The sequence below is a fragment of the Nitrosospira lacus genome, assembly GCF_000355765.4.
GTDB lineage: Bacteria > Pseudomonadota > Gammaproteobacteria > Burkholderiales > Nitrosomonadaceae > Nitrosospira > Nitrosospira lacus.
Map to the genome: position 1 here is coordinate 882,857 of NZ_CP021106.3, position 24,911 is coordinate 907,767.

Genomic DNA, 24,911 nt, shown 5'->3' on the forward strand with positions numbered 1-24,911 from the left:
CAAGTGGGAGAATGATGCCTTGGTGGGGTTCTCCAGTTCGGACGCATGTCATCCTTTAATTACGATGAAGCTTTTTCCCGAAATATAGGCTGGCTAACCCGGCAGGAGCAGGCGCAACTGCGCTGCAAACGGGTAGCCATCGCCGGGCTGGGTGGTGTCGGCGGTGTCCATCTTCTGACGCTTTGCCGGCTGGGTATAGGCAAGTTCCATTTGGCCGATTTCGATACCTTTGATCTGGCCAACTGCAATCGCCAGGTGGGTGCGACTGTCAGCAACCTGGGCCTAGGCAAGCTTGAGGTCATGATCCGGCAGGCTCGGGATATCAATCCTGAGCTTGAAATCAAGGGATTTGCTGCCGGCGTGACCGCCGACAATCTGGATGAATTTCTGGAAGGTGTGGACATTTATGTCGATGGTCTGGATTTCTTTGCTTTCCAGGCTCGCCAACAGGTCTTCGCTGCTTGTGCGGCGAAAGGCATCCCCGCTGTTACCGCCGCCCCACTGGGCATGGGTGCGGCAGTGCTTAATTTTTTGCCGGGTGGTATGAGTTTTAATGATTACTTTTGTCTGGACGATGGTCCTGAAGCGGAAAAGCCCTTGCGTTTCCTCATGGGGCTCGCCCCTGCCCGCCTGCAAATGGGCTACCTGGTCGATCCGTCGACGGTCGATCTTGCCCATCGCAAAGGGCCATCGACCATCCTGGCCTGCCAGCTCTGTGCAGGTGTAGCGGCGACCGAAGCCCTGAAAATCCTTCTGGGGCGCGGCCCGGTTCGGAGCGCTCCCAAGGGCTACCATTTTGATGCTTACCGCAATAAATTGGCACTGACCCGACGACCGGGCGGTAATCGCCACCCCTTGCAGCGTCTGGTCATTGCTTTGGCTAAACGCAAACTGGGACTATAAATGCCTCCAACCCCTCAGCCCATCACGGATATTCTCGAACTTGCGCGCTGGGCACCCAGCGGGGACAATACGCAGCCGTGGCGATTTGAAATCGTCGGCGAACGTCATTTAGTTGTTCACGCGTTTGATACCCGTGACCATTGTGTCTATGATTTGGATGGTCATCCCAGCCAGATTGCACTGGGTGCGCTGCTGGAAACGTTGGCCATCGCCGCCAGTGCGTATGGCATGCGAGCAGAATTCAGGCGCCGTTCCGAATCGTCCGAAAGGTGCCCCGAATATTTTGTGGAACTGATTTCTGACAGCCAATTACCGCCTGATCCCTTGCTTCCCCACGTCAAGGTCCGTTCTGTACAGCGCAGACCTATGCATACCACACCGCTCAAGGAGCTACAAAAAGAGGCTTTACAAAGCGCTGTCGGAGAATCTTATACTACAAGATGGTTTGATAACCGGATTCAGCGCTGGCAATTCGCCAAATTAATGTTTGACAACGCCAAACTCCGGCTCATCTTGCCGGAAGCCTACTCCGTCCACCGGGATATCATTAAGTGGGAATCACGTTTCAGCGACGACAAAGTACCCGATCAAGCCCTTGGGTTGGATGTCATGACCCTCAAACTAATGCGCTGGGTCATGGCTAGCTGGCAGCGTGTCGAGTTTTTTAATACTTATTTGGCCGGGCACCTCGTTCCACGGATCGAAATGGATCTATTACCCGGTCTGTTCTGTGCTGCTCACTTTGCCATTCTGGCACCGAAAGCGCCTGAAACAATTGATGATTACGTGGCTGCAGGCCGGGCGGTTCAACGTTTCTGGCTGACCGCCACAAGTTTTGGACTTCAATTGCAACCGGAGATGACCCCTTTGATCTTTAGTCGCTATGTGCGCGAAGGCAGGACATTCAGCCGCCTGCCGGGCGCGCTGGGCATCGCGACTGGACTGTCTGGGCGCCTAATTCGGTTAATGGGAGACTCTCCCGTGGAACAGGTAATTTTTCTCGGCCGTATCGGTAATGGTGCTATGGCAACCAGTCGATCCTTGCGCCTGTCCGTTGAGCGATTGATGAGCATCGGATAAAGTAAAAACTGCAGCCCAGTTATTTCTTTCTATCTCAAGCGCTTTGCCGGCACGCCGCCCCAAACTTCATTCGGGCCGATGCGGGTATTTTTCAGTACCACCGCACCCGCGGAGACGATGGCTCCATCGCCAATATTGACGCCCGGCATGATGACGGCGGTAGCGCCGATGGTGACATTGTTGCCGGCCCGAATGCGGGCAAGGGAAAAATGCCTGCCTTCAATGGCGTGGCAGAACAGCACCGCATCATGGCCAATGATGCAGTTAGCACCCAGTTCGGTAAGCGGCGGGTCGAGGAGAGCGCCAACGCTGTAGGTATTTGCGCCCATGCGCGCTCCGAGCGCCTGATAGACCAGCCGCATCAGCGGTGCGGGCAGAAAATGGGTGCGGATAAGGCTGTTGAAAAGCATCAAATAGAACAGGGCGTTGACTTGAGCTGCAAATTCCTCCCGCGAACCTTCAGCCAACTCGCCCTCGCTGAGCGGCATGAAATGCAGAAACAACCGATACACGGCAAAGGCGTAGAGGTAGATGAACACGACAGCGCTCCCCACCACGGCGATACCGCGAAAGTCCCCCAGCGGCAATGCTCCCAGTAGTCTGTAAGCGGTAGCGATACCCAGTATTAGAACACCCCCGAAAAGCAGAAAAAATAGCGTAATTTGCAACGGGGTGATTTTGCGCATGGCTTTCCTTTTGCTCGGGTTTTCCTAACCCACAATTTCCGAAATAAACGCCCGGAAACGTTGCCCGGTATCAATTTTCCTGAATCGCTTGCCAGCCCGCCGAGCTGCCTGGGTATAGATCGGAGTTTCAAGCAGGGCACGGACAGCCTCTACCAGCTGGGCGGGGCCAACCTGCGCCGCCCGCAGGAATAAGCCGGCCCCCAAGCGTTTGACGGCACTCATATTGAGTAGTTGATCCATATTGGAGCAAATCCCCAAAATTGGCACCCCGGAGGATAAGGCTTGGTAGGTGGTCAGGCTACCGCCATTGCAGATGACCATGCTGGAGCGCCGGACACCATTATCCAGCGGCAGATAATCCGCCACGACAGCGTTGGCAGGCACCTCAGTAAGGTGAATTTTGCCTGCAGTGACGGCTATCACAGTGATCGGCAGTTCAGACATGGCGGACAAGACCATCGGCAACAAGTCAGCCTGGCCAGAGCTGCCCAGAGTCAGCAATACCACCGGCCTGTCTTCCGGAAGGGAACTCCACCAGTCCGGCAGGGGCAAGCCCGCAGACCAGAGCGGCGGCCCAAGATAGCGGTGGCTGGCGGGCAACGGCCGCATGGGCACCAACTCGGGCACATCAGCGTAGAGGGTGTAATCACCCCAAGTGTAGGCGACTCTCAAATCATGCCCCAAGGCAGGGAGGTTGTAGCGACGACGCAGCTCATTCAGCGGATGGGCGTGCAGGGCGAAGACGATATACTTTGCCGCATCGAACAGCCATTGCGCGAGGGATACACCCAGAAGCCGGGTCATGGGCAAATCGGGGACAGGATAGACAATGTCGGCATAGGGACTCCAATAGGCATTGACCACCGCGGCATAAGGTATTTTGCGCAACGGCGCACTCACGGCCAGCGACAGCCTGAAGTCGCCGACAACCAGATCCGGCTTGATGCTGTCAAGCAGTGCCAGGTCATCTTCGACATAGCGGGTGAGCGTTTCGACACTATACAATGGCTTACCCCGGGCGAGGGCTTGGGCAAATTCGGCGGAGGGGATAGATCGAATGGGGCGGAACGCGCACCCAGTTAATGTTTCCAGCGCAACATAGCGGGGATCCGATGCCACAATCACTTCATATCCGGATGGATCGAGCGCCCGTGCCAACGCTGCAATCCGCGCGAAATGCGCAAGCGTCACAGCTTCGGCCACAAGGAGAATGACGGGTTTACTTCGGGTTTTCATTACACCTGCTCGCAGGAAACCCCTTGCAAGAAAGCAATACCATAACACGGAGATTATCTTGTATCATCATTCATATACGGAAATAATGAGCGTCCCCCAGATGGATGGGATCGCAACTATAATCATATTGTTGAGGAAGTGCGATAAACCGCGACTGCTGCGTGCGGCAGGTGTGGCAATCCGGTTCCCCGCAGCCTGATTGCCACGAGTCTGCTTTTTTGTAATCGCACTATTCCGGCAATTCATGATTGTCCAGCTAAAAATTCCACAGCGTTAGAACACCATGGTTAATTTCCAGATCGCCGCGCGCAACCTCGCACGCAATCGGCGGCGAGCGCTCGCAGCCCTGCTTACGGTGGCTGTCGGCGGCACCTCCCTGATGCTCGCAGACGGCTTCATCCAATGGATTTTCTGGGCCATGCGCGAAGGCACTATCCAGTCCCAATTAGGTCATATCCAAGTCATGCGACCGGGATACCTCAGCGCAGGCACAGCCAATCCTTATGCTTATATACTACCGGAGGACTTGCCGCAACGCAGCGTGATCGAATCCACGGCCGGCGTCAAGCTGACGGCACCGAGGCTGGCAGTAACCGGACTCATCAGCCACAATGAAACGACGGTCGCATTTGTGGCCGACGGTGTCGATCCACAAAAAGAGGTGGAGTTAAGCAAGGCCTTGCATATTGTGGAAGGGCGGAATCTTTCCGATGCGGGTGCGAAAGAGGTGATTCTGGGCCGTGGTCTGGCACGCAGTCTCGACGTGAAGCCGGGGGCTACTGTAGTGCTGCTGGTAACCACTGCGGGGGGCAGTATCAATGCGGTCGAGGCAAAAGTCACCGGAATATTCGTAAGTGCCAATCAGGTTTACGACGATTCCGCCCTCCGCCTGCCCATTGGCTTGGCTCAGTCGCTCATGCGCGTTCACGGTGCTCACCTCTGGCTGGTACTGCTTGATGACACCGAGCGCACAGACGATTATCTCGCGCAGTTCCGCGCCCATTTTCCCACAGCGGCGAACAAACTGGAGTTAGTGCCATGGTACCAGCAAGCTGACTTCTATAACAAGACGGTGGCACTGTTTTCGCAACAGATGAACGTATTGCGGTTGATCATCGGCTGCATTATCGTACTCAGCATTTCCAATATGCTGGTGATGAACGTGCTTGAGCGTACCGGCGAGATCGGCACATTGCTGGCCATCGGTTTCAAGCGCAAAAAAATCCTTCGTCTGTTTGCCATCGAGGGATTATTGCTCGGGCTGACCGGTGCATCCCTGGGATTGGTCACCGGTTATGGACTGGCGGAATTGATCTCCGCAATCGGCATCCCCATGCCCCCGCCCCCCGGTATGACAGAGGGCTACACTGGCGAAATTCGGATTACCTTGAGCGTGATGATGCATGCGTTTCTGATTGCATTCGTCACCACGTCGCTGGCAGGTTTGTACCCGGCATGGAAAGCATCGCGTCTGCAAATCATCAACGCGTTACGCCACAATATCTAAGAACTCAAAGGATTCAAAGGACCCAAAGCCGCATGTTCAAGCTCGCCTTCCGCAACATCTTCCGCAATCGCTTACGCACTGCTTTGACGCTGGCGGCGATTATCACCGGTGTGACCGCCATCATTATCAGCGGTGGCTTTGTCGAGGACGTGTTTGTGCAACTGCGGGAGTCGACAATCCACTCACGTATCGGACATGTACAGATTTTTCGGCACGGCTATAGCGAGTATGGTGGACGCGAGCCATCGCGTTATATGATCGCGCAGCCCGCGGTTTTGATGGACGCTGTACGGGCCGTTCCGCATGTGCAGGCTGTAATGACGCGTGTGAATTTTTCGGGACTGGCCAATAATAGCCGTGCCGATTTGCCTATTATCGGCGAAGGCATTGAACCGGATAAGGAAGCGCAACTGGGAACCGGAATAACCATTGTTGCCGGCCGCCCATTGCGAGATACGGACGCGTTCGGCGCGGTGATCGGGGAAGGGGTGGCCGCCTCCCTGCATCTCCGCCCCGGTAGCTTTGTAACCTTGATGGTGAATACGTTGGAAGGTGCGCTTAACACGCTTGAGTATGAAGTCGTCGGCGTGTTCCATACTTTCTCCAAGGAATACGACGATCGAGCTGTACGGATTCCGTTGGCCGCCGCCCAGGAACTGCTCTTTACACAATCGGCACATAGCATTGTTGTATTGCTGGATGACACCAGCACGACTGACATCGTGACAGCGACCCTCAAAGCCCGGCTGGAGCCGCTCGGTTATGAAGTGAAGCCTTGGCATGAGTTAGCCGATTTTTATCAAAAGACAGAGGCGCTGTACAGGCGCCAGTTCGGAGCCCTGCAGTCCATCATCCTTGTCATGCTGGTTTTGAGCGTGGCCAACACTATCAACATGGTGGTATACGAACGCACTGGCGAGTTCGGAACCTTACTCGCACTGGGACTGCGCCAGCGCCAAGTCTTCAAGCTCGTGCTGCTGGAGAACACCCTCCTGGGATTAATCGGCAGCCTGCTCGGCGTAATTTTTGGGGTCGCGCTTGCGGGTATGATATCGAACATCGGCATTGCCATGCCGCCGCCGCCTGGCTCGAATATCGGCTACACTGCTACAATTCGACTGGTCCCGTGGGTGCTTGGAGTAGCGACTCTGACCGGAGCGCTGGCGGCAGTGGTAGCTGCCTTGCTGCCGGCTCGTCGCGCCTCACGCCTGCTGGTCGTGGATGCACTGCGCCATAATATCTAATGAATGGAAGACTATCCAGCATACCCCAATTGCCGGAATGCGGCAAAGCCAATTTAGGTTCCAACCGGAGTTTGTCATGGATAAAGGAAACGATGCTGAACCTGCGGCGGCAATAGTCGAAATCCGTGCAGTCAACAAAGAATATGCCTTGGGTAAACAGTCTGTTATCGCATTGCGCAATATCTCGCTCATGATTGACAAAGGCGAATTCATGGCACTGGCGGGACCGTCGGGTAGCGGCAAGTCGACACTGCTCAATCTGATTGGCTGCATTGACACTCCGACCTCAGGAAGCATTTTGATCCAGGGGCAGGATATCAGCGGCAAAACTGCCGATGAGCTGGCAGACCTGCGACTCAAGACGCTGGGCTTCGTCTTCCAGACTTTTAATCTATTGCCGGTATTATCAGCGTGGGAAAATGTCGAATATCCCTTGTTGCAGCGGCGTGATATGGAAAAAAAAACGCGGCAGGAACGGGTGCGGCATTATTTGAACATAGTCGGCCTGGAACGCTATACGCACCACCGCCCTAATGAGCTGAGCGGTGGTCAACGCCAGCGGGTAGCGATCGCGCGTGCCCTCGCCACCCATCCAGGCATTGTCCTGGCGGACGAACCAACTGCCAATCTTGATCACAAGACTGGCGAAGGCATTCTCAAACTGATGAAAGCACTCAATCAGGAAGAAGGCACCACCTTCATTTTCTCCACTCATGATGCTCAAGTCATGGAAATGGCCGACCGGGTCATTAAACTGGCCGATGGCCAGATAATCGAATAGTGCCGCAATGTGCCATGCAAAAATATCCATTCGATCATTTTTAATTTGGGGATGCAATCATCCAAATCCGGTCTCGCAGCCCTTAATTCACACTGCCGCGTATTTATTCATTTTCCCATGATTGGGAGCGTAGCATGGCAAACTGGGTCTTGGTGGGCGAAAAGTACCGAATCAACATGCAAGGTTTCCCTTAGAGTCAGCTGTCCCCATCCAAGCGCCTGCCTGGGAGTAAATGCAAGATGCGAATCTTGTATCTTACTTAACAATAATACGCAAACTGGTTCGAGTGGAACAACAAGTCTGAAAAAGAACTTGCTGTCAAAATAACATCAGGATAAGCTCAGCTTGCCCTTGATACGAAGCTCGCTAGGAGATATTTCCCCACGCGCCGCCTCAATAACTGTCTAACTGTCGAGAAATTTTACAGTTTTGACCCTAATACTCGGAAAAAAAGCAATCGGATTCTTAATAACTTGTTTTTGTTTGTTTTTTTATTCATGGCACAACAATTGCTTATATATTTCTGTCAGCATTAAGAGAAGCCACCTTTGACACCGGTGGTGAAATAGTGAATTCTATATTTGGCTTAATCTTTAACGAGGACATGAAAATGGAAATTCAAATGACAAAAAAAGTTTGCGCATTGGCAATCGCGGGGATATTCGGTGGGATGATGGCAACGGCCCAAGCGGCTCCCTATGTAGGTACGCTGGACACGAGAGCCGCTGCTAACGTGAATAACGCTGTCGGTGAAGGCGCCGGCACGGAACCTGCTGCGCCCAGCGCAACGGGCGGTGATGGCCTGTTACAGACTTTTACAGGTTTTGACTGGCATTCCAACGGTGCCGGATTCGTGCAGGGTTATGGCTTTAGCGGTGGCGGTCATGCCGTGGGGGATACGGATAGTTTCACCATAACCACGCAGTTCTTCGCCGGTTCGATCGGATCGAGCACCACAACACCGGATCTTCGGGTAGCTACCCCCGGTCCTTCTGTAGGAACCTATGAGTACACGGCCATAGGGCAGTTGCTGGAAACGGCGACGGTGACAAGCGTTGATGGTGGGGGAAACGTTACAGGCATCAGCATTGTTACTAATGCGGGTGGTTTTTTCAATATTTACTTCGATATTTCGCCGGATGCAAATCCAGTGGCGGGGACGGGCTTTTTTGATGGCACGCCCATTATTTCAGGTGTATTTTCTGGCGGGTTATCCTCCTTCTCAGCTAGCGGGTCTATCCCGACACCAGGCGTTATTGGTGTAGGTGGAGGCACGGTGTTTGGCGTAGTCACCAGTGTTAATAACACCTATGTTAACCCCACCATGGTGGGGACAGAGGTCGGAACGACGCTGAATTTCCCCGGAACCACAGGTGCATTTACCAGACCGGCGTTTATCAATGGGATAGCCACGGGCGTCAATACCGGGTCAGACTTTGTTTTGCAAACTGATGCTTTCCAAACATTTTCCATACCGGAACCCGGTTCTATTGCCTTGATCGGACTTGGGTTGGTAGGTTTCGGCTTTATGAGCCGCCGGAACAGAAAACAAGGATAAATTTTAGTTTGGTTAAAATCCATTTTATGCCATAGATATTCAAACTATAAGCTCAAGAAAGGCTACCGGCGAAAGCCGGTAGCCTTTATTTATGTGTGCCCAGTATGGGCACATTCTTTTGACGGGAACTGCGAGTGCTCGGCGCATCGGCGATGGCGCAATGGGTGGCGACCAACTTCTGCTGCGGGTAACGCACAGCGATGCTGCTGAAAACCGTCATGACCATCGCTCGTTCCGATCGCCTGAGTGTAGCAGTTTCTCATGACCTCAACTTCTCGAACCGCCCGGTTCGGAACTGCATGCCGGGCGGTGCGATAGGGGCGCGCAGCTTAATTTGACCGCCCCCTATGTGTACTGATGCACCCGGCAAGGAAAAAAATTGGCTGAACGGCAAGGTGTTGCGGTAATTGTGAGTCTGGAGGATATCGAAGGCAAAAGCCGCCGGCTTGATAAACAGGAAAGTGGACAGAAGGCAACATTGCAGGGTGGAGGAACCTCATAAGGGTTCTGATCCATCGCGGGATTCAACTGGAACCTGCGAGTCTCCTTCGAAAGAGAAGGAGGTTTTAATGAAGGAGCAAAAGTCTGTCCCAGACCGCCACAGGATTGGGATGGCAAATCGCGCTCAGAGAAAGGAGATATTTTGGTAATTCTTGGCGGCCAGACTCTTTCTCCCGCACTCGAGAAAACAGGAGTGTATCAAAAAGTCCTTTTACTTAACCGCATAGTGCGTTCCAACCAAAAGTAGTTGCTTCATTAATATGCCAAATTCTATTGGCTATCTTTTTTTCCTCGTGCTTAGTGAGAAAGAGAGAATAAAGGGATCTCTCTGCGGGTTTGTGTACGCCCGCCAAACGAGAGACCTGCGCGTCCACGTAATCCAATTCCAAACGCAATAGCACCGCTGGCGCATTAACACGTGGGCAGGTGCGCATTTCACTAATCTGATGAAATCCCAACATGCGCTTATAATATCCGGCGTGGCGCGGGTTAATCTCGATAATAAAGTCTGTCGCTTGATGAATGACGCGTCCATAGATATAAGCAAGATTAAATAGGGATGCCAGCAGTTCCTTTGAACTGAAGTGGGGATCTATGGCTAATTTTGATAGTTCACACAATTTTCTGTTTCTTGCGCGAAAGGGATTGATCTCCGGTTCGTAGAGCTTGTCAGCAAGCAGACCCTCATCCGAATCCAGCCGTAACGCAAGTGTGCCGACGAGTTCTTGGCCGCTGAGCGCTTCCAGTGTGGTTTGGTTATGTGACGACGATACCGAGGTGCTTTCGGTATTATAGCCACGCCAGGAATACATGCGCTTGATCAGCGCGCTCGCCTCGCTGCGCCGCTCAAGCGAATCCGCCAGACGAATATTATAATTACCACGTTTCAGAACATATTTCTGGTCAGGGATTTTGTCCTCAAGTTTCCCAACCGGCATTGTGCGAGATGTCAGCTGTAAGCGCGGCGTACTATGATATTCACCAGTTCCGGCGGATGGCGGGGAGTAAGTTCTATCGATAGGAAAAATTTTATCGCTGTGTCTTTGTAATTGCATGGGAGTGATGTCCAGAGATTTAATCAGTTTAATTTATGCCTGAAATACAGAATCCTAGCACTATGGAAAATTCAGCTATCTTCATAGCCATCATCCCCAATGGAGGAATGAATTATGTAAAAGGTATGAAGTCTGATCCAATTGGGGGAACAATAAATGCAGGTATCTACTTGGGATTTCGTTACGCGTTATTAACTCGGGGTAAGCCTGTTTGCACTAAACAAGCACAATCCATGCCAGAATATTTAGGCATTTATAATCATGTAATTGCATATATGTCAGGATGCTGAGTTGTCGTCAGATTCATTCAATTTTTTGCTGTTATATAATAATTATTTGTTTATAAAAGTATTTTTATGTCGCTAAAAAGCGACAATTTAAATCGCCTTTGTATGAAAATAGTTATCAGAATAGGTAATAGATCGGAAATGATCAGCAGAGAGACTCAAAAGCTGAGAAGGCATGATTTATCAAGGTAGACACATCGGCGAAGATAATCGAGCGGCGAAGCCTGAACATGGGACGGGCACAGAGGTCGGAATGATGTTGCGCCAGAACCGCAACCGTAAAGCGTCCAAATCAGGGGGGAGATTGCCCGCTATGCCCATGTCAGGCAATACCTGCGCATGTCCAGTCAACTGAAGAAGCTCAAGACGCCAGTCAACCGGGTCTGGCATGATACATAATGCTAATTGGCCAAGGTGCCGATGCATCCAAAACCCAAAGTCATCGGCTTGCTGCGCCAGGTAAAAGCGTTTGCACAAGCAGGAATCCAAAGATAACCACAAGTTGTACAGCCTGCACGCGCCGGAAGTAGAGTGCATAGCCGAAGGCAAATCGCGCCAGCTCTCTCTATGAGTGTGGGGTGAATGTCAGTGGGGACAGTCTGCCGGGCAGTCCCTACGACGGGCATACCTGCACGAGACTGGAAGCGAGTGGAAGTCCTGACACAGCATCAGCCGAGACAATATTCGTGGATCTGGATCTGGATCTGGATCTCGATCTGGAGCTGAAGCTAATGCATAGACAAAATCTTACCGATGCGCTCTCACCCAGTCTCGCCATTGTATGAAAAGGTCCGGATCAAGTGCGGCGATAACCGGGCGCTGCCAGAGAGGTTCCGCCCAGAAATCATCCTGATCGAAACCGCACATGTGCCCCCCTGCCTCTTCCAGAATAAGGCAGCCGGCGGCATAGTCCCACAATTTCTGTCCCCCATGCAGGGAGAGGTCAAATCGTCCCGCGGCGGTGTAACACCATTCCAGCGCACACGATCCATAATTGCGCTGCGAAGAGAAAGGCCGCTCAGTACAGATTCCCTCCGCGAGTTTGGGGCTCAGCCGCTTCAAATCGATATTCGCCATCGCGCTTCTGAGCGGTGGGACATATGCCTTGATCGGCAGTTTTTCGCCATTGAGATAGGCCCCGCTGCCTTGCTCCGCGACGAACATTTCGTCCGCGATCGGATTATAGACCACACCCAGAACACTTCTTCCCTGCCGCATTAGTGCCACCGACACGGCAAAATAAGGCAGGCCATTGACGAAATTGGAAGTTCCATCTATCGGATCCATGCACCACAACCCCGCATCCCCGGCAAGCCACTGGTCAATTTGCTCCTGCTCCGTCATTTCTTCCCCAACCACGGCACCCCGGTAAATTTTTCGCAACTCGTGCGCCAGTGCTTCTTGCGTGGCAAGATCTGCTTCGGTAATCAGGCTGCCATCAGCCTTGCGTTGACGCGCAACTCTTAGATATCGCGGTACGATCTCCTGCTGCGCCACCGCTCTGATTGCGGCAACGACCGCATCCAGCACTTGTTATTCCGTCCGCCATTTGATCGAACACCCGATGCTGGGGATCTGCTCAGCAGGTCCACGGCCAGTTTCTGCAACCTGGAGCATACCCTCGAACAGGTCACGGCGCGCGCCGGAGGACGCGGCTTCTTTGCGCGAGGCATCCAGACGGCCACGGTACTGCAGTTCAAGTCTGTTATTGAAACCAAAGAAATCCGGTGTGCACACTGCACCATATGCTCTCGCGACTTGCTGGGTTTCGTCCTGTACGTAGGGGAACGGAAAATCGTATTTCTCCGCAACCCGCATCATGTTATCGAATGAGTCCTCGGGATAATCGGCAGGATCGTTTGACATGATGGCGATGGTACCTATACCGTGCTTCTGCAATTCCCTTACGTCGCGAACAATGCGATCCCTTATCGCTTTTACATAAGGGCAGTGGTTGCAGATAAACATCACGAGCAACCCTTTCTCACCTGTTACGGACGCCAGGGTGTAGCGCTTTCCATCCACTCCCGATAAATCGAAATCCACCGCCTTCCAGCCAAAATCACAAACAGGCGTTTCCAGGCTAGCCATAATCCCCTCTCCCGAATAAATAACAAAATACTTTTGAACACCCCGACAGGCACAAATCCCGGGTGAAACCGCACCCATATCATCCAATCCACCGTATATAAGTGATGACCCAACGCTGAAATTCTTGAATGGCATGCCATTCGGACAAAATTCACAGCTGTCGATGTATCGTTATATTATCATGGGAACCGATCATTAATTGCCGTGCTTCCCAAACGATGGCGCTTCCCCGTTTTTACTGCCCTGAACCCGTTATCACCGGACAGATCATGGCGTTATCCGCCGGAGTCGCGCACCACGCCTTACGCGTGTTGAGACTGGAAGAGGGCGATAAATTGATATTATTTGACGGCAATGGGGGTGAATTCCAGGCGACCATGGCGCGTATCGGGAAAAGTGGCGCGACAGTGGTAGTTGAAAGGAATCTTGAAATTGAACGTGAGTCGCCACTCGCCATCACCCTAGCGCAGGCGGTGTGCGCCAATGAAAAAATGGATTGGATTGTACAGAAGGCTGTGGAACTGGGTGTTTACCGCATTCAACCCATCGTCACAAAGCTGAGCACGGTGAAACTATCAGAGGAGCGAGCGGAGAGGCGCACGAAGCACTGGCGACAGATTGTTGTTTCCGCCTGTGAGCAGTGCGGTAGAAATCGAGTTCCGCAAGTGCTGCCGCTGATATCATTATCCGACTGGTTCGGCTCGCAGATGGAAGAGCGGAAGAATTTAAGCAATGGAGATCTTCCCAATTCATGTTTTATGCTCTCGCCCACCGCGCAGAAGGGATTGTGCGATTTTCGCGAATCATCCCCCATCACTGCTTTAACTTTGTTGGTGGGGCCGGAAGGCGGTTTCACGCCGGAGGAAGAGTCCGCAGCCTTGATGATCGGATTCATTCCGCTACGCCTGGGTCGACGCATTCTCCGCACTGAAAGCGCCGCATTGGCCGCAGTCGCGGCGATACAGGCGCTATGGGGCGACTATTGATTCCATCGCGTCTGGTTCGGACATGGCATGAGGCCTTGTATTCTCTCCAGGTCGGGACTGGCGGCTACAGACTGGGTTTGCATGCCGTAATAATGGCCCCAATTGGCACTATCTTCAATAATAAAGCGCAAACATGAAACCGCACACCGATTTTGTAACCTGGTTCCGTTCAGTGGCACCTTATATTCACGCGTTCCGCGCCAAGACTTTTGTTGTTGCTTTCGGCGGCGAAGTGGTGGCTGATGGAAAGTTTGTCGAGCTTGTTCATGATCTCAATTTGCTGGCGAGCCTGGGCGTACGGCTGGTGCTGGTACATGGCGCGCGTCCGCAGATCGAAGCACGGTTGAATGAGCACCAGTTGCGGACGATATATGTCAGGGGAATGCGCGTTACCGATGCCGCCGCGCTGCAATGCGTGAAGGAATCCATAGGGCGGGTTCGCGTTGAAATCGAGGCCCTGTTGTCGATGGGGTTGCCAAACTCACCCATGGCCAACGCAGACATTCGCGTCGCCAGCGGAAACTTCGTTACGGCTCGCCCCGTAGGCGTAATAGAAGGTATTGACCTGATGCACACTGGCGAGGTGCGCAAGGTGGATACCGCAGCTATTCGCGCCCGGCTGGAGCAGGGCGAGGTGGCGCTGCTGTCGCCGCTGGGATATTCACCCACCGGCGAGATTTTCAATCTGACCCTGGAAAATGTCGCGGCTGAAGCGGCGGTTGCGCTCAAAGCAGAAAAGCTTATTTTTTTGATGGATACCGCGGGCATAGAGAAGGTAAGTGCGGATAGTTCCGAGCCACTGTTGCGAGAATTGACTGTGGCCGAGGGGAAGGTGCTGCTCACGAAACTTGCAAACGAAGCCGTCAAGCTCTCCGATGATGCCCGGTTGTATCTGCCCTTCGCCGTGATGGCCTGCGAAGGTGGCGTATCGCGTGTCCATCTTATCAGCCGTCATGTAGATGGTGCGATGCTACAGGAATTGTTCACTCACAGCGGTATCGGCAGCATGATATCAGAGGGGCCGTTGCAAAACCTGCGGGGCGCGGAAATAGAGGATGTAGGTGGCATTCTGCAATTGATCGAGCCGCTTGAAATCGATGGGACGCTGGTGCGGCGGAATCGCGAATTGCTGGAAATGGAAATTGATCGCTTTGTTGTAGTCGAGCATGACGGCATGATAATGGGTTGCGCGGCACTTTATCCTTTCCCCGATGACAACGCAGGCGAGCTTGCCTGTCTCACCGTGCATCCTGATTATCGTAGCGCTGGATGTGGCGATGCGTTGCTCAAGAATATCGAGGCCAAGGCCCGTTCTCAAGGCGGTAAAAGATTGTTTGTCCTCACCACCCGGACTGCCCACTGGTTTGTGGAGCGAGGTTTTCTCGAAACCGATGTAGGGGAACTACCCAAAGCCAAACAGGGACTTTACAATTATCAGCGCCGCTCCAAGGTGTTTGTAAAGGAACTATAGCCATGCCGGCTAATTGGCTGCCCGCGGCAAATCTTTGTCTTGGCGCATGCCCGCATTGTGGATGGATGGCTATGCACGGCTTGGTTTACGTGACCAAACAAAATAGCCATAATGGACTCGCAATTCTTTTTGGAGGTAATCAATGGCAAGGCTCGTTAAATGCATTAAACTCGGACGGGAAGCGGAAGGGCTGGATTTTCAGCCTTATCCGGGTGAGCTCGGGAAGCGCATTGTCGACAACGTATCGAAGGAGGCATGGGCCGGGTGGGTCAAACACCAGACGATGCTGGTCAATGAGAATCGCCTGAATCTCGCGGAGATCAAATCCCGCAAATATCTGGCTGAACAGATGGAAGCATATTTTTTTGGAGCTGGAGCGGAACAGCCTCCAGGTTATGTGCCTCCCGCGAAATGAAAAACGTCACGGAAAAATGGTTGCATCTTGCGTGGGAGCAGTATACCGACCATCATGCTTATCCCTAATTGAATCGGCGTAGGACAGACATCTTTTTCATGCCAAATCCTCCAACCGGCGGTCAATTTATCAATCGCGAACTCGGTCAGATCGAATTTAACCGCCGAGTCCTTGCACAGGCCGACAATAAAGACAATCCCCTTCTGGAGCGGCTGAAATTTCTTTGCATCGTCAGCAGTAATCTGGATGAGTTTTTCGAGGTTCGCGTCGCCGGATTGAAGGAACAAATCACTCTGGATACGCATGGTTTCGGACCCGATGGCATGTTGCCGCTGCAGGTATTCAAGCTGGTTTCCGAACAGGCTCATTCGCTGGTGGCGCGCCAATACCAGGTATTGAATCAGGAAGTCCTGCCTGGACTTGCGAATGAGGGTATCCGCTTCCTGCGCCGCGCCGCATGGAATGACGCTCAGCGCGAGTGGATCAAGACTTTTTTCTTTCGCGAACTGATGCCGGTACTCACCCCGATAGGCCTTGATATCTCGCACCCTTTCCCGCGTGTACTCAACAAAAGCCTGAATTTTGCAGTCGAGCTGGAAGGCAAGGATGCTTTTGGGCGCAGTTCCGGAACGGCTATCGTGCAAGCCCCGCGGGTATTGCCGCGCGTAATTCTTCTGCCGGGCGAAATCAGTACCAGCGAATATAATTTCGTGTTTCTGTCATCTATTCTGCATGCTCATGTGGGCGAATTGTTCTCCGGCATGAGTGTGCTGGGCTGCTACCAATTCCGCGCAACCCGGAATAGTGACTTGTTCGTGGACGAAGAGGAGGTTAAAAACCTGCGTGTCGCCCTACAGGGAGAGTTGCCTCAGCGCCATTTCGGCAACGCGGTACGGCTGGAAGTGGCGGACAATTGCCCACAACACATGGCGGATTTTTTGCTGGAGCAACTTGGCCTTTCCCGCGATGACTTCTATCAAGTGGAAGGGCCGGTGAATCTGGTGCGGTTGATGCAGGTTCCGGATCGTATTGAACGTCCCAATCTGAAATACCCGCCATTCATTCCCGGTCTCCCGCTCACGCTGCAAAAGAAAAAAGCCGTCGACATTTTTCAGATAATTCGCAAGAATGATGTTCTCCTGCATCATCCTTATCAATCGTTCCAGCCGGTGATTCACTTCATTCAGCAGGCGTCGACGGACCCCGACGTGGTGGCAATCAAACAGACCGTATACCGCACGGGAACGGATTCGCTGGTGATGACCGCGCTTATCGCCGCGGCGAGCAGCGGTAAAGAAGTCACGGTAGTGGTGGAATTGCTGGCGCGCTTCGACGAGGAGGCCAACATAAACTGGGCCAGCCGTCTGGAGGAGGTCGGTGCGCATGTGGTATATGGCGTGGTGGGGCACAAAACCCACGCCAAAATGGCGATGGTGGTACGGCGAGAAGATGGCAAACTGCGGCGTTACGTGCATGTGAGTACGGGTAATTATCATCCCAGTACCGCCCGCTTCTATACCGACTTCGGCTTGTTTACCTGCAACGAAGAAGTCTGCGCCGATGTGAATGAAGTCTTCATGCAACTTACCGGCCTCGGCAAGGCGGGAAAATTAAAACATCTATGGCAATCTCCATTCAGCTTTCATAGCCAGATGTTGATCGCTATCGATAAAGAGGCGCAGAATGCCAGAGCGGGGAAGCCCGCGCGTATCATAGCCAAAATGAATGCATTACTTGAGCCGGAAATTATTAAAGCGCTCTATGCCGCTTCAGCGGCCGGGGTAAAAATCGATCTCATTGTTCGCGGCGTGTGCGCCTTGCGTCCCGGCATCACGGGACTATCGGAGAACATCCGGGTGCGTTCCATAATTGGACGCTTTCTTGAGCACACCCGGATTTTCTATTTTCGTAGTGGCGGCGCCCACGCTATGTATCTCTCCAGCGCCGACTGGATGGATCGAAATTTTTTTCGCCGCATTGAAATATGTTTTCCCGTTCTGGACACCAGACTGAAAAAGCGTGTGCTTGTCGAGGGTTTGAATACCTACCTCAGGGACAATACCCAGGCATGGGAAATGGATAGCAACGGAAATTATCGTCTCAGATCCGCCCGTGCCAGCAAAAAATTCTGCGCTCAAGAAACACTGCTTGCGGAGCTTGCGGTCGCGAGACAGCCTGAGATATAGCAGCGGAGTTTGTGACAGCCAAAATAATGTCCACCGAGATCGAACTCAAATTGCGCTTGCCACCGGATGCTGTCGCCCGATTGCAGCATAATCCATTGCTGAAATCGTTAAGTATTTCGAATTCCGTCAGGCAAAAGCTTTACAGTGTCTACTATGACACGCCTGATTTTGATCTCAGGCGTAATGGCGTTGCATTGCGGTTGCGCCATGAGGGCAAACGGTGGATACAGTCCATCAAAGGTGGAGGTAGTGCCGCGGCGGGGCTGCATCAGCGTAACGAGTGGGAGGCGCCTGTGCTGAAAGCACAGCCCGATTTTACCAAGATCTCCGATCCCTCGCTCATTAGACTATTCAGCACTACCAGTCTGCGCGAGCAACTGCGGCCGTTGTTTACTACCGTCATCAACCGCAGCACTCGCACACTGTGTCTGGCTGATGGAAGCGAAGCGGAGTTTTGTCTCGATCGGGGAAAAATTATTGCGGGTGATGCCAGTGTTCCAATTTGCGAAATTGAACTGGAATTGAAATCGGGCAGTCCGTTGCCATTATTTCAGCTTGCGCGGGATCTACTGCACAATATTCCCGTCAGGCTGGAAAGTGTCAGTAAGGCAGAGCGTGGTTATGTGCTTGTTTCCGGCTCCAGATCTCCACCGTCCAAAGCCCAGTTGGTCCAGCTTGCACCTGAAATGAGTGTCAGTGAAGCGTTCAAAACGATAACATGGAATTGCCTCAGCCATTTGCATGACAACGAGGCCGGCATGCTGGAAGGATGCGACATCGAATATCTGCATCAGATGCGGGTTGCTTTGCGCAGGCAACGTTCCGCCTTGAGTATTTTTTCCAAGGTATTTTCCAAGGCTGCTTTTACTCAGATAGCACAGGAGTTGAAGTGGCTGACCGGGCAATTTGGTCCGGCGCGGGATTGGGATGTATTCGTCACGGAAACGCTGGCCATGGTTTACCCCGCTTTCTCCGCCCACCAGGGTATGCTGGCACTACGGGAAAAGTGTGAGCAAATGCGCCGCCATCACAATAAAGTTGCACGCAACGCTGTGGAATCCGGGCATTATACGGAGTTAATATTGAATCTGGGCGCTTGGCTATACGCGGAACCCTGGCTTGCTCAACCAGGTTTGCCGGTATCAGATGATTTGCCTGGAACGGGATCTGACGTGACGGTGAAAGAATTTTCCGGAACGTTGCTGGCGCATCGCCATCGTCAACTGAAAAGATACGGCAGGAAACTGGGGAGTCTCAGTGCGCCGGAATTACACGCTCTGCGCATCATCGCCAAGAAACAACGCTACGCTGCGGAGTTCTTTGCCGGGTTCTATCCGCATAAGGAGACGAAACGTTACATTCAGTCTTTATCCATGCTTCAAGATATTCTGGGCGTGATGAATGACACCGCCATTGCTGAACGCCTGCTGAGCGAACTCCCGATCGCCAAAGATGAAAGCGATGAGCATGAAGCCGTTGGCATCATCCGGGGTTGGGGTATGAACCTGGCGCTGGTTAAAAAACTGGAACTGAATAAGGCCTGGAAGCACTTCAATAGAAATGATTCATTCTGGTAAAGGCTTTACCAGAGGCTACTTGGGCCGTGCACACGATCAATAAAACATATGCGCCTTGACGCTGGCCTTGTATCGCGCGCAAGCAAAAAGGCGGTCAATGCTGACCGCCTTTTTGTATATCCGGGTTCCTATCATCCTTCATGATCCGGAAGGGAGATATCACCTGGATCCGTCATTCACTTTATTTATTTTATAACGGCTTTCAACTCACCCTTGGCATATTTGTTTGCCATGTTGTCCAGCATGACCGGTTTGATCTTGTCGGCCTGGCCGGCGCAGCCAAATGCTTCGAAGCGTGCCTTGCAAATATCCTTCGCCGCGGCGGTTGCATCCTTGAGGAATTTGCGCGGATCGAACTCGCTCTTGTTTTTGGCAAGATGGCGGCGGATCGCACCCGTCATGGCGAGGCGGATGTCGGTATCGATATTGATCTTGCGCACACCATGCTTAATGCCTTCCTGGATTTCCTCCACCGGCACGCCATAGGTTTCCTTCATCTCTCCACCATATTCGCGGATGATGTCGAGCCACTCCTGCGGCACGGAACTGGAGCCGTGCATCACCAGATGCGTATTGGGAATACGCTGATGAATTTCCTTAACGCGCTCGATTGCAAGAATGTCGCCCGTCGGTTTGCGCGTGAATTTGTACGCGCCATGAGAAGTCCCGATGGCGATGGCCAGCGCATCCACGCCTGTTTGTTTGACGAAATCGGCCGCCTGCTCCGGATCGGTCAGCAGTTGATCATGAGATAGCTTCCCTTCCGCTCCGTGCCCGTCTTCCGCTTCACCCATGCCGGATTCGAGTGAACCCAGACAACCCAGCTCACCTTCGACAGAAACACCGACCGCATGCGCCATCTCGACCACCTTGGCGGTGACCTCCACGTTGTATTCATAGGAGGATGGCGTCTTGGCATCCGACTCCAGCGAGCCATCCATCATCACACTGGAAAAACCGCTGCGGATGGCGTTAATGCACACCGCCGGGGAGGCACCGTGGTCCTGATGCATGACCACGGGAATATGCGGATAGGCCTCCACCGCCGCCGCAATCAGGTGGCGTAAAAAGGCTTCACCCGCATATTTGCGGGCACCCGCCGAGCCCTGCATGATGACCGGACTGTTGCATTCATCGGCCGCTTGCATGATGGCCTGAATCTGCTCCAGATTATTGACATTGAAAGCGGGCAGACCATAGCCATTTTCCGCCGCATGATCCAAAAGTTGACGCAATGATACGAGTGCCATTTAAGCCTCCTCCAAGTTAGAATCTGTGTAGGGTGAATCGTATAAGTGAACTGTTAGTGTCAGTCAGAAATATCGCTGCTTTGAGATGATACGGAAAGCAGAGAACTCAATGTTCCTGTTACTCAGATTTCAGACTTCGCCGAAGCCTTTCTGTATTCTCCCACCTTGACAATTTTCATGGTATTGGTACCACCCGCCTTGCCCACCGGTTCGCCGATGGTCATGATAATCAGGTCGCCATTGCGCACCACGCCCCGCTTGAGAAGCTCGTTTTCCGCATGATTCAGGATGATCTCGGGATCATTCGAGCCGCCGCCAAATTTTATCGGGTAAACACCGCGAAACAAGGTCATTTTACGGCGGGTGTCCTCTTGCGGGCTTAAAGCAAATATGGGTACATTGGAGCTTCTGCGCGACATCAGCAATACCGTTCTGCCGCTCTGCGTAAGCGCGGCAATGGCGCGAAGTTTCAGGCCACCGGCAGTGAACATGGTGGCACGGGCGATCGCCTCCTCAATGGTATCCGGAAGGCCGCCCTGAAGCCGGCGAAGTTCGCTGCTCGCCAGATATTCCTTTTCCGCCTCGAGGCAAACCCTGGCCATGGCCGCAACAGCTTCGACAGGGTACTGGCCCGCGGCGGACTCCGCGGACAGCATTACCGCATCGGTGCCATCAAGTACCGCATTCGCCACATCAGATACTTCGGCACGGGTGGGGACCGGACTGGTGACCATTGACTCCATCATTTGCGTGGCGGTTATCACCAGCTTATTGTTGGCGCGTGCCGTGCGGATCATGCGTTTCTGCAGCGCCGGCACCACCGCGTCGCCTACTTCTACCGCAAGATCACCACGCGCCACCATAATAGCGTCGGACGCCTGCAAAATATCATCCAACGCCAGAATTGCCTCTGATCGCTCAATTTTCGCCATCAATAAACTTTTACCACCGGCTTCGTGCATCACTTCGCGCGCCCAGCGCATATCCTCCCCGGAGCGAGGGAAGGATACCGCGAGGTAATCCGCCTTGAGCGCCGCGGCAGTCCTGATGTCTTCGACGTCTTTGCTGGTCAGCGCGGGGGCGCTGAGTCCGCCGCCTTTGCGGTTGATACCTTTGTTGTTGGACAGCACGCCGCCCTGTTCAACTACGCAATACACCCGGGATCCCTGGACATCGGAGACACCGAGCACGATACGGCCATCATCCAGGATTAGTGTCGCACCCGTCTCGACATCATTGGGAAGCTCTTTGTAATCCAGTCCCACCCGTTCCTGATCGCCAAGCGTACATTCGGCGTCGAGTATAAATTTGTCACCGGTCTTAAGTGCAATCTTTCCTTTCTCAAATTTGCCAATCCGAATTTTTGGCCCCTGCAGATCCGCCAGCACCCCCACAGCATGGCCAGCCGCACGTGCCAGCGAACGAGTCAGTTCGGCGCACTCGATGTGCTCCTCTCGTGTGCCGTGAGAAAAATTGATGCGTACTACATCCACTCCCGCATTTATCATACGCTCCAGAACTTTTGGATCCCTGGATGCGGGGCCGAGCGTGGCGACGATTTTTGTTCTTCGAATCATTCTAAATCCGGTAGTTGTAGCAAACTCATTAAAGAGGTGACGGTCACACAATACAAAAAATCTTTGTCAATCATGGTGTCGAGCTTGAAAATAAGTGAAACATAAGCGATCCATTGCCGGATTCACGATCATTCTCAGGGAGGTATGCCGTATCGATCAGCCGCAAAAAATTAACCTGCGCGCTGTTCGAGTATTTCCACGGCGGGCAGTTTCTTGCCTTCCAGGAATTCCAGGAAGGCGCCGCCAGCTGTGGAAATGTACGATATCTTGTCATAAATACCGTATTTCTGAATCGCGGCGATGGTGTCGCCACCACCAGCCAGGGTAAATGCTTTGGTATCGGCAATTGCCATGGCGATGGTTTTGGTCCCGGTGCCGAATTGATCAAACTCGAATACGCCAACGGGGCCATTCCATACCACTGTGCCTGCTTTCATGATGATATCCGCCAACTCCTGCGCACTCTTCGGGCCGATATCGAAAATCATTTCGTCATCGGCCACTGAATCGGCATCTTTTAATATCGCCGGTTCGTTCGCCTCGAATTTTTTTCCCACCACGACATCCACCGCGATAGGAATGGAAGCGTGGCGCTTCGCCATCTTATCCATCAATGCCCTCGCGGTAGGAACCAAGTCATCCTCACATAAAGACTTCCCGGTATTCTTGCCGGCAGCTTTGAGGAAGGTATTGGCGATGCCGCCGCCAACCACCATCTGGTCCACTTTCTCCGACAGGGATTCAAGCACGGTAAGCTTGGTCGAGACTTTGGAGCCCCCGACAATCGCGACCATGGGGCGCGCTGGATTCAGCAGAGCCTTGGTTAGCGCATCCAGCTCCTCTGTCAGCAGGATACCTGCGCAAGCAATCGGCGCATACTTGGCAATACCATGGGTCGAGGCCTCGGCACGATGCGCTGTGCCGAAGGCGTCCATTACAAAGACATCGCAAAGCTTGGCATACTTTTGTGCAGTCTCATCGACATTCTTCTTTTCGCCTTTGTTGATACGGCAGTTTTCCAGAACGACCAATTCACCTTCCGCGACCTCGAATCCGTTTTCTACCCAATCCTTGATCAGGCGCACGGGTTTGCCCAAACGGGCAGCGATATTCTCGGCCACCGGCTTGAGCGAATTCTCCTCAGACCACACACCTTCCTCCGGACGGCCCAGATGCGAAGTCACCATCACTTTAGCCCCCTGTTTCAGGCAGTGATTGATGGTAGCCATGGAAGCGGTAATACGCGCATCGGATGTAACCTTGCCATCTTTAACGGGTACATTCAGATCGGCACGAATAAAGATACGCTTGCCTTTAAGATCGAGATCGATGAGTTTGATGACGGACACGGGAAGCTCCAGATTTTGCGGCATAAGGGACGGCTTGCGGCCTATACCCTATGCCTGTTCGAAGTGAAAAATGGAAGGTGAGAAGCGGATCAGGCAGACTTCTTCATGTCCCGGCGATTCTCAACTCCTCGCCGTACATTACTTGGCGGCGGCAACGCGGACCATTTCCAGAATCTTGCTGGAATAACCCCATTCGTTGTCGTACCAGGAAACAACCTTTACGAAACTGCCATCCAACGACATGCCAGCCTCCGCGTCAAAAATGGAGGTGCAACTGTCACCGCGAAAATCGGTGGAAACGACCTTTTCATCCGTATAGCCGAGCACCCCCTTCATGGATCCCTCCGATGCTTTCTTCATGGCGGCACAGATTTCCTCGTAGGTGGCATCCTTATTCAACTCGACGGTGAGGTCGACCACCGATACGTCGGAAGTCGGTACGCGGAAGGCCATGCCGGTGAGTTTCTTGTTCAGTTCCGGAATAACCACGCCGACTGCTTTGGCGGCGCCGGTCGAGGACGGAATGATATTTTCAAGAATACCGCGCCCTCCGCGCCAATCCTTGTTGGAAGGGCCATCGACAGTCTTCTGTGTGGCAGTGGCGGCATGTACGGTAGTCATCAGGCCGCGCTTGATACCGAAGGTGTCGTTCAATACCTTGGCGACAGGGGCAAGACAGTTGGTGGTACACGACGCATTGGAAATGATGGACTGTCCAGCATATGTTTTATCATTCACGCCATAAACGAACATGGGCGTGTCATCCTTGGACGGTGCCGACATGATGACTTTTTTGGCACCGGCCGTAATATGTTTCTGGCAGGTTTCCTTGGTCAGAAAAAGACCCGTAGACTCAATGACAACATCGGCACCTACCTCGTTCCACTTCAGTTCAGCCGGATCCTTGATGGCGGTCAGGCGGATCTTCTTGCCATTGACGACCAGGGTATCGCCCTCGATCGAGACATCTCCCTTGAAGCGGCCATGCACGGAGTCGTGTTGCAGCATATAGGCCAGGTAGTCTGGTTCAAGCAGATCGTTAATCGCGACGACTTCGATGTCTTTGAAATTTTGTATTGCCGCGCGGAATACCATGCGTCCAATACGGCCAAACCCATTGATACCGACTTTGATTGTCATATTTTCAACTCCTTGGATAAAAAAATCGAAC

At 53.0% G+C, this 24,911-nt stretch carries 24 protein-coding genes; 14 read left to right on the top strand and 10 right to left on the bottom strand.

The window, feature by feature from the left end; genetic code table 11:
• Nucleotides 1-45 precede the first annotated feature (45 nt).
• Together EBAPG3_RS03960 and EBAPG3_RS03965 are read left to right on the top strand one after the other, a co-directional pair.
• A complete protein-coding gene (locus tag EBAPG3_RS03960; protein WP_004178195.1) occupies nucleotides 46-903 on the top strand; it encodes a ThiF family adenylyltransferase in 858 nt (285 codons plus the stop codon).
• Nucleotides 904-1,983 carry a nitroreductase family protein gene (locus tag EBAPG3_RS03965; protein ID WP_004178197.1) on the top strand — a complete coding sequence of 360 codons (1,080 nt, stop codon included), beginning with the start codon at nucleotides 904-906 and terminating at the stop codon, nucleotides 1,981-1,983.
• Nucleotides 1,984-2,012: 29 nt separating this feature from the next.
• Here the strand turns inward: EBAPG3_RS03965 and EBAPG3_RS15590 are convergent, their stop codons facing one another.
• Complete coding sequence (locus tag EBAPG3_RS15590) at nucleotides 2,013-2,669, bottom strand: DapH/DapD/GlmU-related protein (protein WP_004178199.1); 657 nt, start codon at nucleotides 2,667-2,669, stop codon at nucleotides 2,013-2,015.
• 24 nt (nucleotides 2,670-2,693) lie between these two features.
• On the bottom strand, nucleotides 2,694-3,905 hold the full coding sequence (locus EBAPG3_RS03975) for a glycosyltransferase (RefSeq protein WP_040852438.1): 1,212 nt from the start codon (nucleotides 3,903-3,905) through the stop codon (nucleotides 2,694-2,696).
• Between the two features lie 283 nt (nucleotides 3,906-4,188).
• Here EBAPG3_RS03975 and EBAPG3_RS03980 point away from each other — a divergent pair, with 283 nt between their 5' ends.
• The 4 genes from EBAPG3_RS03980 (at nucleotide 4,189) to pepA (ending at nucleotide 8,995) form a co-directional block, all read left to right on the top strand.
• Complete coding sequence (locus EBAPG3_RS03980; RefSeq protein ID WP_040852439.1) at nucleotides 4,189-5,412, top strand: ABC transporter permease; 1,224 nt, start codon at nucleotides 4,189-4,191, stop codon at nucleotides 5,410-5,412.
• 32 nt (nucleotides 5,413-5,444) lie between these two features.
• The gene (locus EBAPG3_RS03985) at nucleotides 5,445-6,656 is read left to right on the top strand and encodes an ABC transporter permease (RefSeq protein ID WP_004178204.1); all 1,212 of its coding nucleotides are present in this window, start codon (nucleotides 5,445-5,447) and stop codon (nucleotides 6,654-6,656) included.
• Nucleotides 6,657-6,732: 76 nt separating this feature from the next.
• A complete protein-coding gene (locus tag EBAPG3_RS03990; RefSeq protein ID WP_004178205.1) occupies nucleotides 6,733-7,437 on the top strand; it encodes an ABC transporter ATP-binding protein in 705 nt (234 codons plus the stop codon).
• Nucleotides 7,438-8,059: 622 nt separating this feature from the next.
• Nucleotides 8,060-8,995, top strand: coding sequence for a flocculation-associated PEP-CTERM protein PepA (gene pepA / locus EBAPG3_RS03995; protein WP_051049021.1), 936 nt, complete (start codon nucleotides 8,060-8,062; stop codon nucleotides 8,993-8,995).
• A gap of 85 nt (nucleotides 8,996-9,080) precedes the next feature.
• On the opposite strand, the gene EBAPG3_RS15540 is transcribed toward pepA, so the two are convergent.
• A complete protein-coding gene (locus EBAPG3_RS15540; RefSeq protein WP_257789916.1) occupies nucleotides 9,081-9,215 on the bottom strand; it encodes a hypothetical protein in 135 nt (44 codons plus the stop codon).
• A 159-nt stretch (nucleotides 9,216-9,374) separates the two neighbouring features.
• Here EBAPG3_RS15540 and EBAPG3_RS15545 point away from each other — a divergent pair, with 159 nt between their 5' ends.
• Nucleotides 9,375-9,497 (top strand): hypothetical protein, encoded by a 123-nt coding sequence (locus EBAPG3_RS15545; RefSeq protein ID WP_004178208.1) that lies wholly within the window; start codon nucleotides 9,375-9,377, stop codon nucleotides 9,495-9,497.
• Nucleotides 9,498-9,711: 214 nt separating this feature from the next.
• Here EBAPG3_RS15545 and EBAPG3_RS04000 read toward each other — a convergent pair whose 3' ends face one another.
• Entirely contained in the window at nucleotides 9,712-10,551 is an 840-nt protein-coding gene (locus EBAPG3_RS04000) for an N-acyl amino acid synthase FeeM domain-containing protein (RefSeq protein ID WP_004178209.1), read from the bottom strand.
• A 35-nt stretch (nucleotides 10,552-10,586) separates the two neighbouring features.
• Between EBAPG3_RS04000 and EBAPG3_RS14905 the strand changes: the two genes are divergently transcribed.
• Entirely contained in the window at nucleotides 10,587-10,841 is a 255-nt protein-coding gene (locus EBAPG3_RS14905) for a hypothetical protein (protein WP_151898858.1), read from the top strand.
• Between the two features lie 575 nt (nucleotides 10,842-11,416).
• Nucleotides 11,417-11,623 (top strand): hypothetical protein, encoded by a 207-nt coding sequence (locus tag EBAPG3_RS14910; protein WP_004178210.1) that lies wholly within the window; start codon nucleotides 11,417-11,419, stop codon nucleotides 11,621-11,623.
• Here EBAPG3_RS14910 and EBAPG3_RS04005 read toward each other — a convergent pair.
• Together EBAPG3_RS04005 and EBAPG3_RS04010 are read right to left on the bottom strand one after the other, a co-directional pair.
• A complete protein-coding gene (locus tag EBAPG3_RS04005; protein WP_004178211.1) occupies nucleotides 11,586-12,368 on the bottom strand; it encodes an inositol monophosphatase family protein in 783 nt (260 codons plus the stop codon). The genes EBAPG3_RS14910 and EBAPG3_RS04005 overlap by 38 nt on opposite strands.
• A gap of 3 nt (nucleotides 12,369-12,371) precedes the next feature.
• Nucleotides 12,372-12,929: a thioredoxin family protein gene (locus EBAPG3_RS04010; RefSeq protein ID WP_004178212.1), complete on the bottom strand. Its 558-nt coding sequence runs from the start codon at nucleotides 12,927-12,929 to the stop codon at nucleotides 12,372-12,374.
• A 218-nt stretch (nucleotides 12,930-13,147) separates the two neighbouring features.
• Here EBAPG3_RS04010 and EBAPG3_RS04015 point away from each other — a divergent pair, with 218 nt between their 5' ends.
• From EBAPG3_RS04015 to EBAPG3_RS04035, 5 genes are all read left to right on the top strand, one after another.
• Nucleotides 13,148-13,915: a 16S rRNA (uracil(1498)-N(3))-methyltransferase gene (locus EBAPG3_RS04015; RefSeq protein WP_004178213.1), complete on the top strand. Its 768-nt coding sequence runs from the start codon at nucleotides 13,148-13,150 to the stop codon at nucleotides 13,913-13,915.
• A gap of 133 nt (nucleotides 13,916-14,048) precedes the next feature.
• Entirely contained in the window at nucleotides 14,049-15,386 is a 1,338-nt protein-coding gene (gene argA / locus EBAPG3_RS04020) for an amino-acid N-acetyltransferase (RefSeq protein ID WP_004178215.1), read from the top strand.
• Nucleotides 15,387-15,528: 142 nt separating this feature from the next.
• A complete protein-coding gene (locus tag EBAPG3_RS04025; RefSeq protein WP_004178216.1) occupies nucleotides 15,529-15,801 on the top strand; it encodes an oxidative damage protection protein in 273 nt (90 codons plus the stop codon).
• A gap of 98 nt (nucleotides 15,802-15,899) precedes the next feature.
• Nucleotides 15,900-17,987, top strand: a complete 2,088-nt coding sequence (gene ppk1 / locus EBAPG3_RS04030; protein ID WP_004178217.1) for a polyphosphate kinase 1 — start codon at nucleotides 15,900-15,902, stop codon at nucleotides 17,985-17,987.
• Between the two features lie 11 nt (nucleotides 17,988-17,998).
• Nucleotides 17,999-19,564, top strand: a complete 1,566-nt coding sequence (locus EBAPG3_RS04035) for a CYTH and CHAD domain-containing protein (RefSeq protein ID WP_151898859.1) — start codon at nucleotides 17,999-18,001, stop codon at nucleotides 19,562-19,564.
• Between the two features lie 185 nt (nucleotides 19,565-19,749).
• On the opposite strand, the gene fba is transcribed toward EBAPG3_RS04035, so the two are convergent.
• The 4 genes from fba to gap form a co-directional block, all read right to left on the bottom strand.
• On the bottom strand, nucleotides 19,750-20,814 hold the full coding sequence (gene fba / locus EBAPG3_RS04040) for a class II fructose-bisphosphate aldolase (protein ID WP_004178219.1): 1,065 nt from the start codon (nucleotides 20,812-20,814) through the stop codon (nucleotides 19,750-19,752).
• Between the two features lie 122 nt (nucleotides 20,815-20,936).
• A complete protein-coding gene (pyk, locus tag EBAPG3_RS04045) occupies nucleotides 20,937-22,391 on the bottom strand; it encodes a pyruvate kinase (protein ID WP_004178220.1) in 1,455 nt (484 codons plus the stop codon).
• A gap of 170 nt (nucleotides 22,392-22,561) precedes the next feature.
• Nucleotides 22,562-23,740 carry a phosphoglycerate kinase gene (locus EBAPG3_RS04050; RefSeq protein ID WP_040852477.1) on the bottom strand — a complete coding sequence of 393 codons (1,179 nt, stop codon included), beginning with the start codon at nucleotides 23,738-23,740 and terminating at the stop codon, nucleotides 22,562-22,564.
• Between the two features lie 138 nt (nucleotides 23,741-23,878).
• On the bottom strand, nucleotides 23,879-24,880 hold the full coding sequence (gene gap, locus EBAPG3_RS04055) for a type I glyceraldehyde-3-phosphate dehydrogenase (protein WP_040852441.1): 1,002 nt from the start codon (nucleotides 24,878-24,880) through the stop codon (nucleotides 23,879-23,881).
• Nucleotides 24,881-24,911 lie beyond the last annotated feature (31 nt).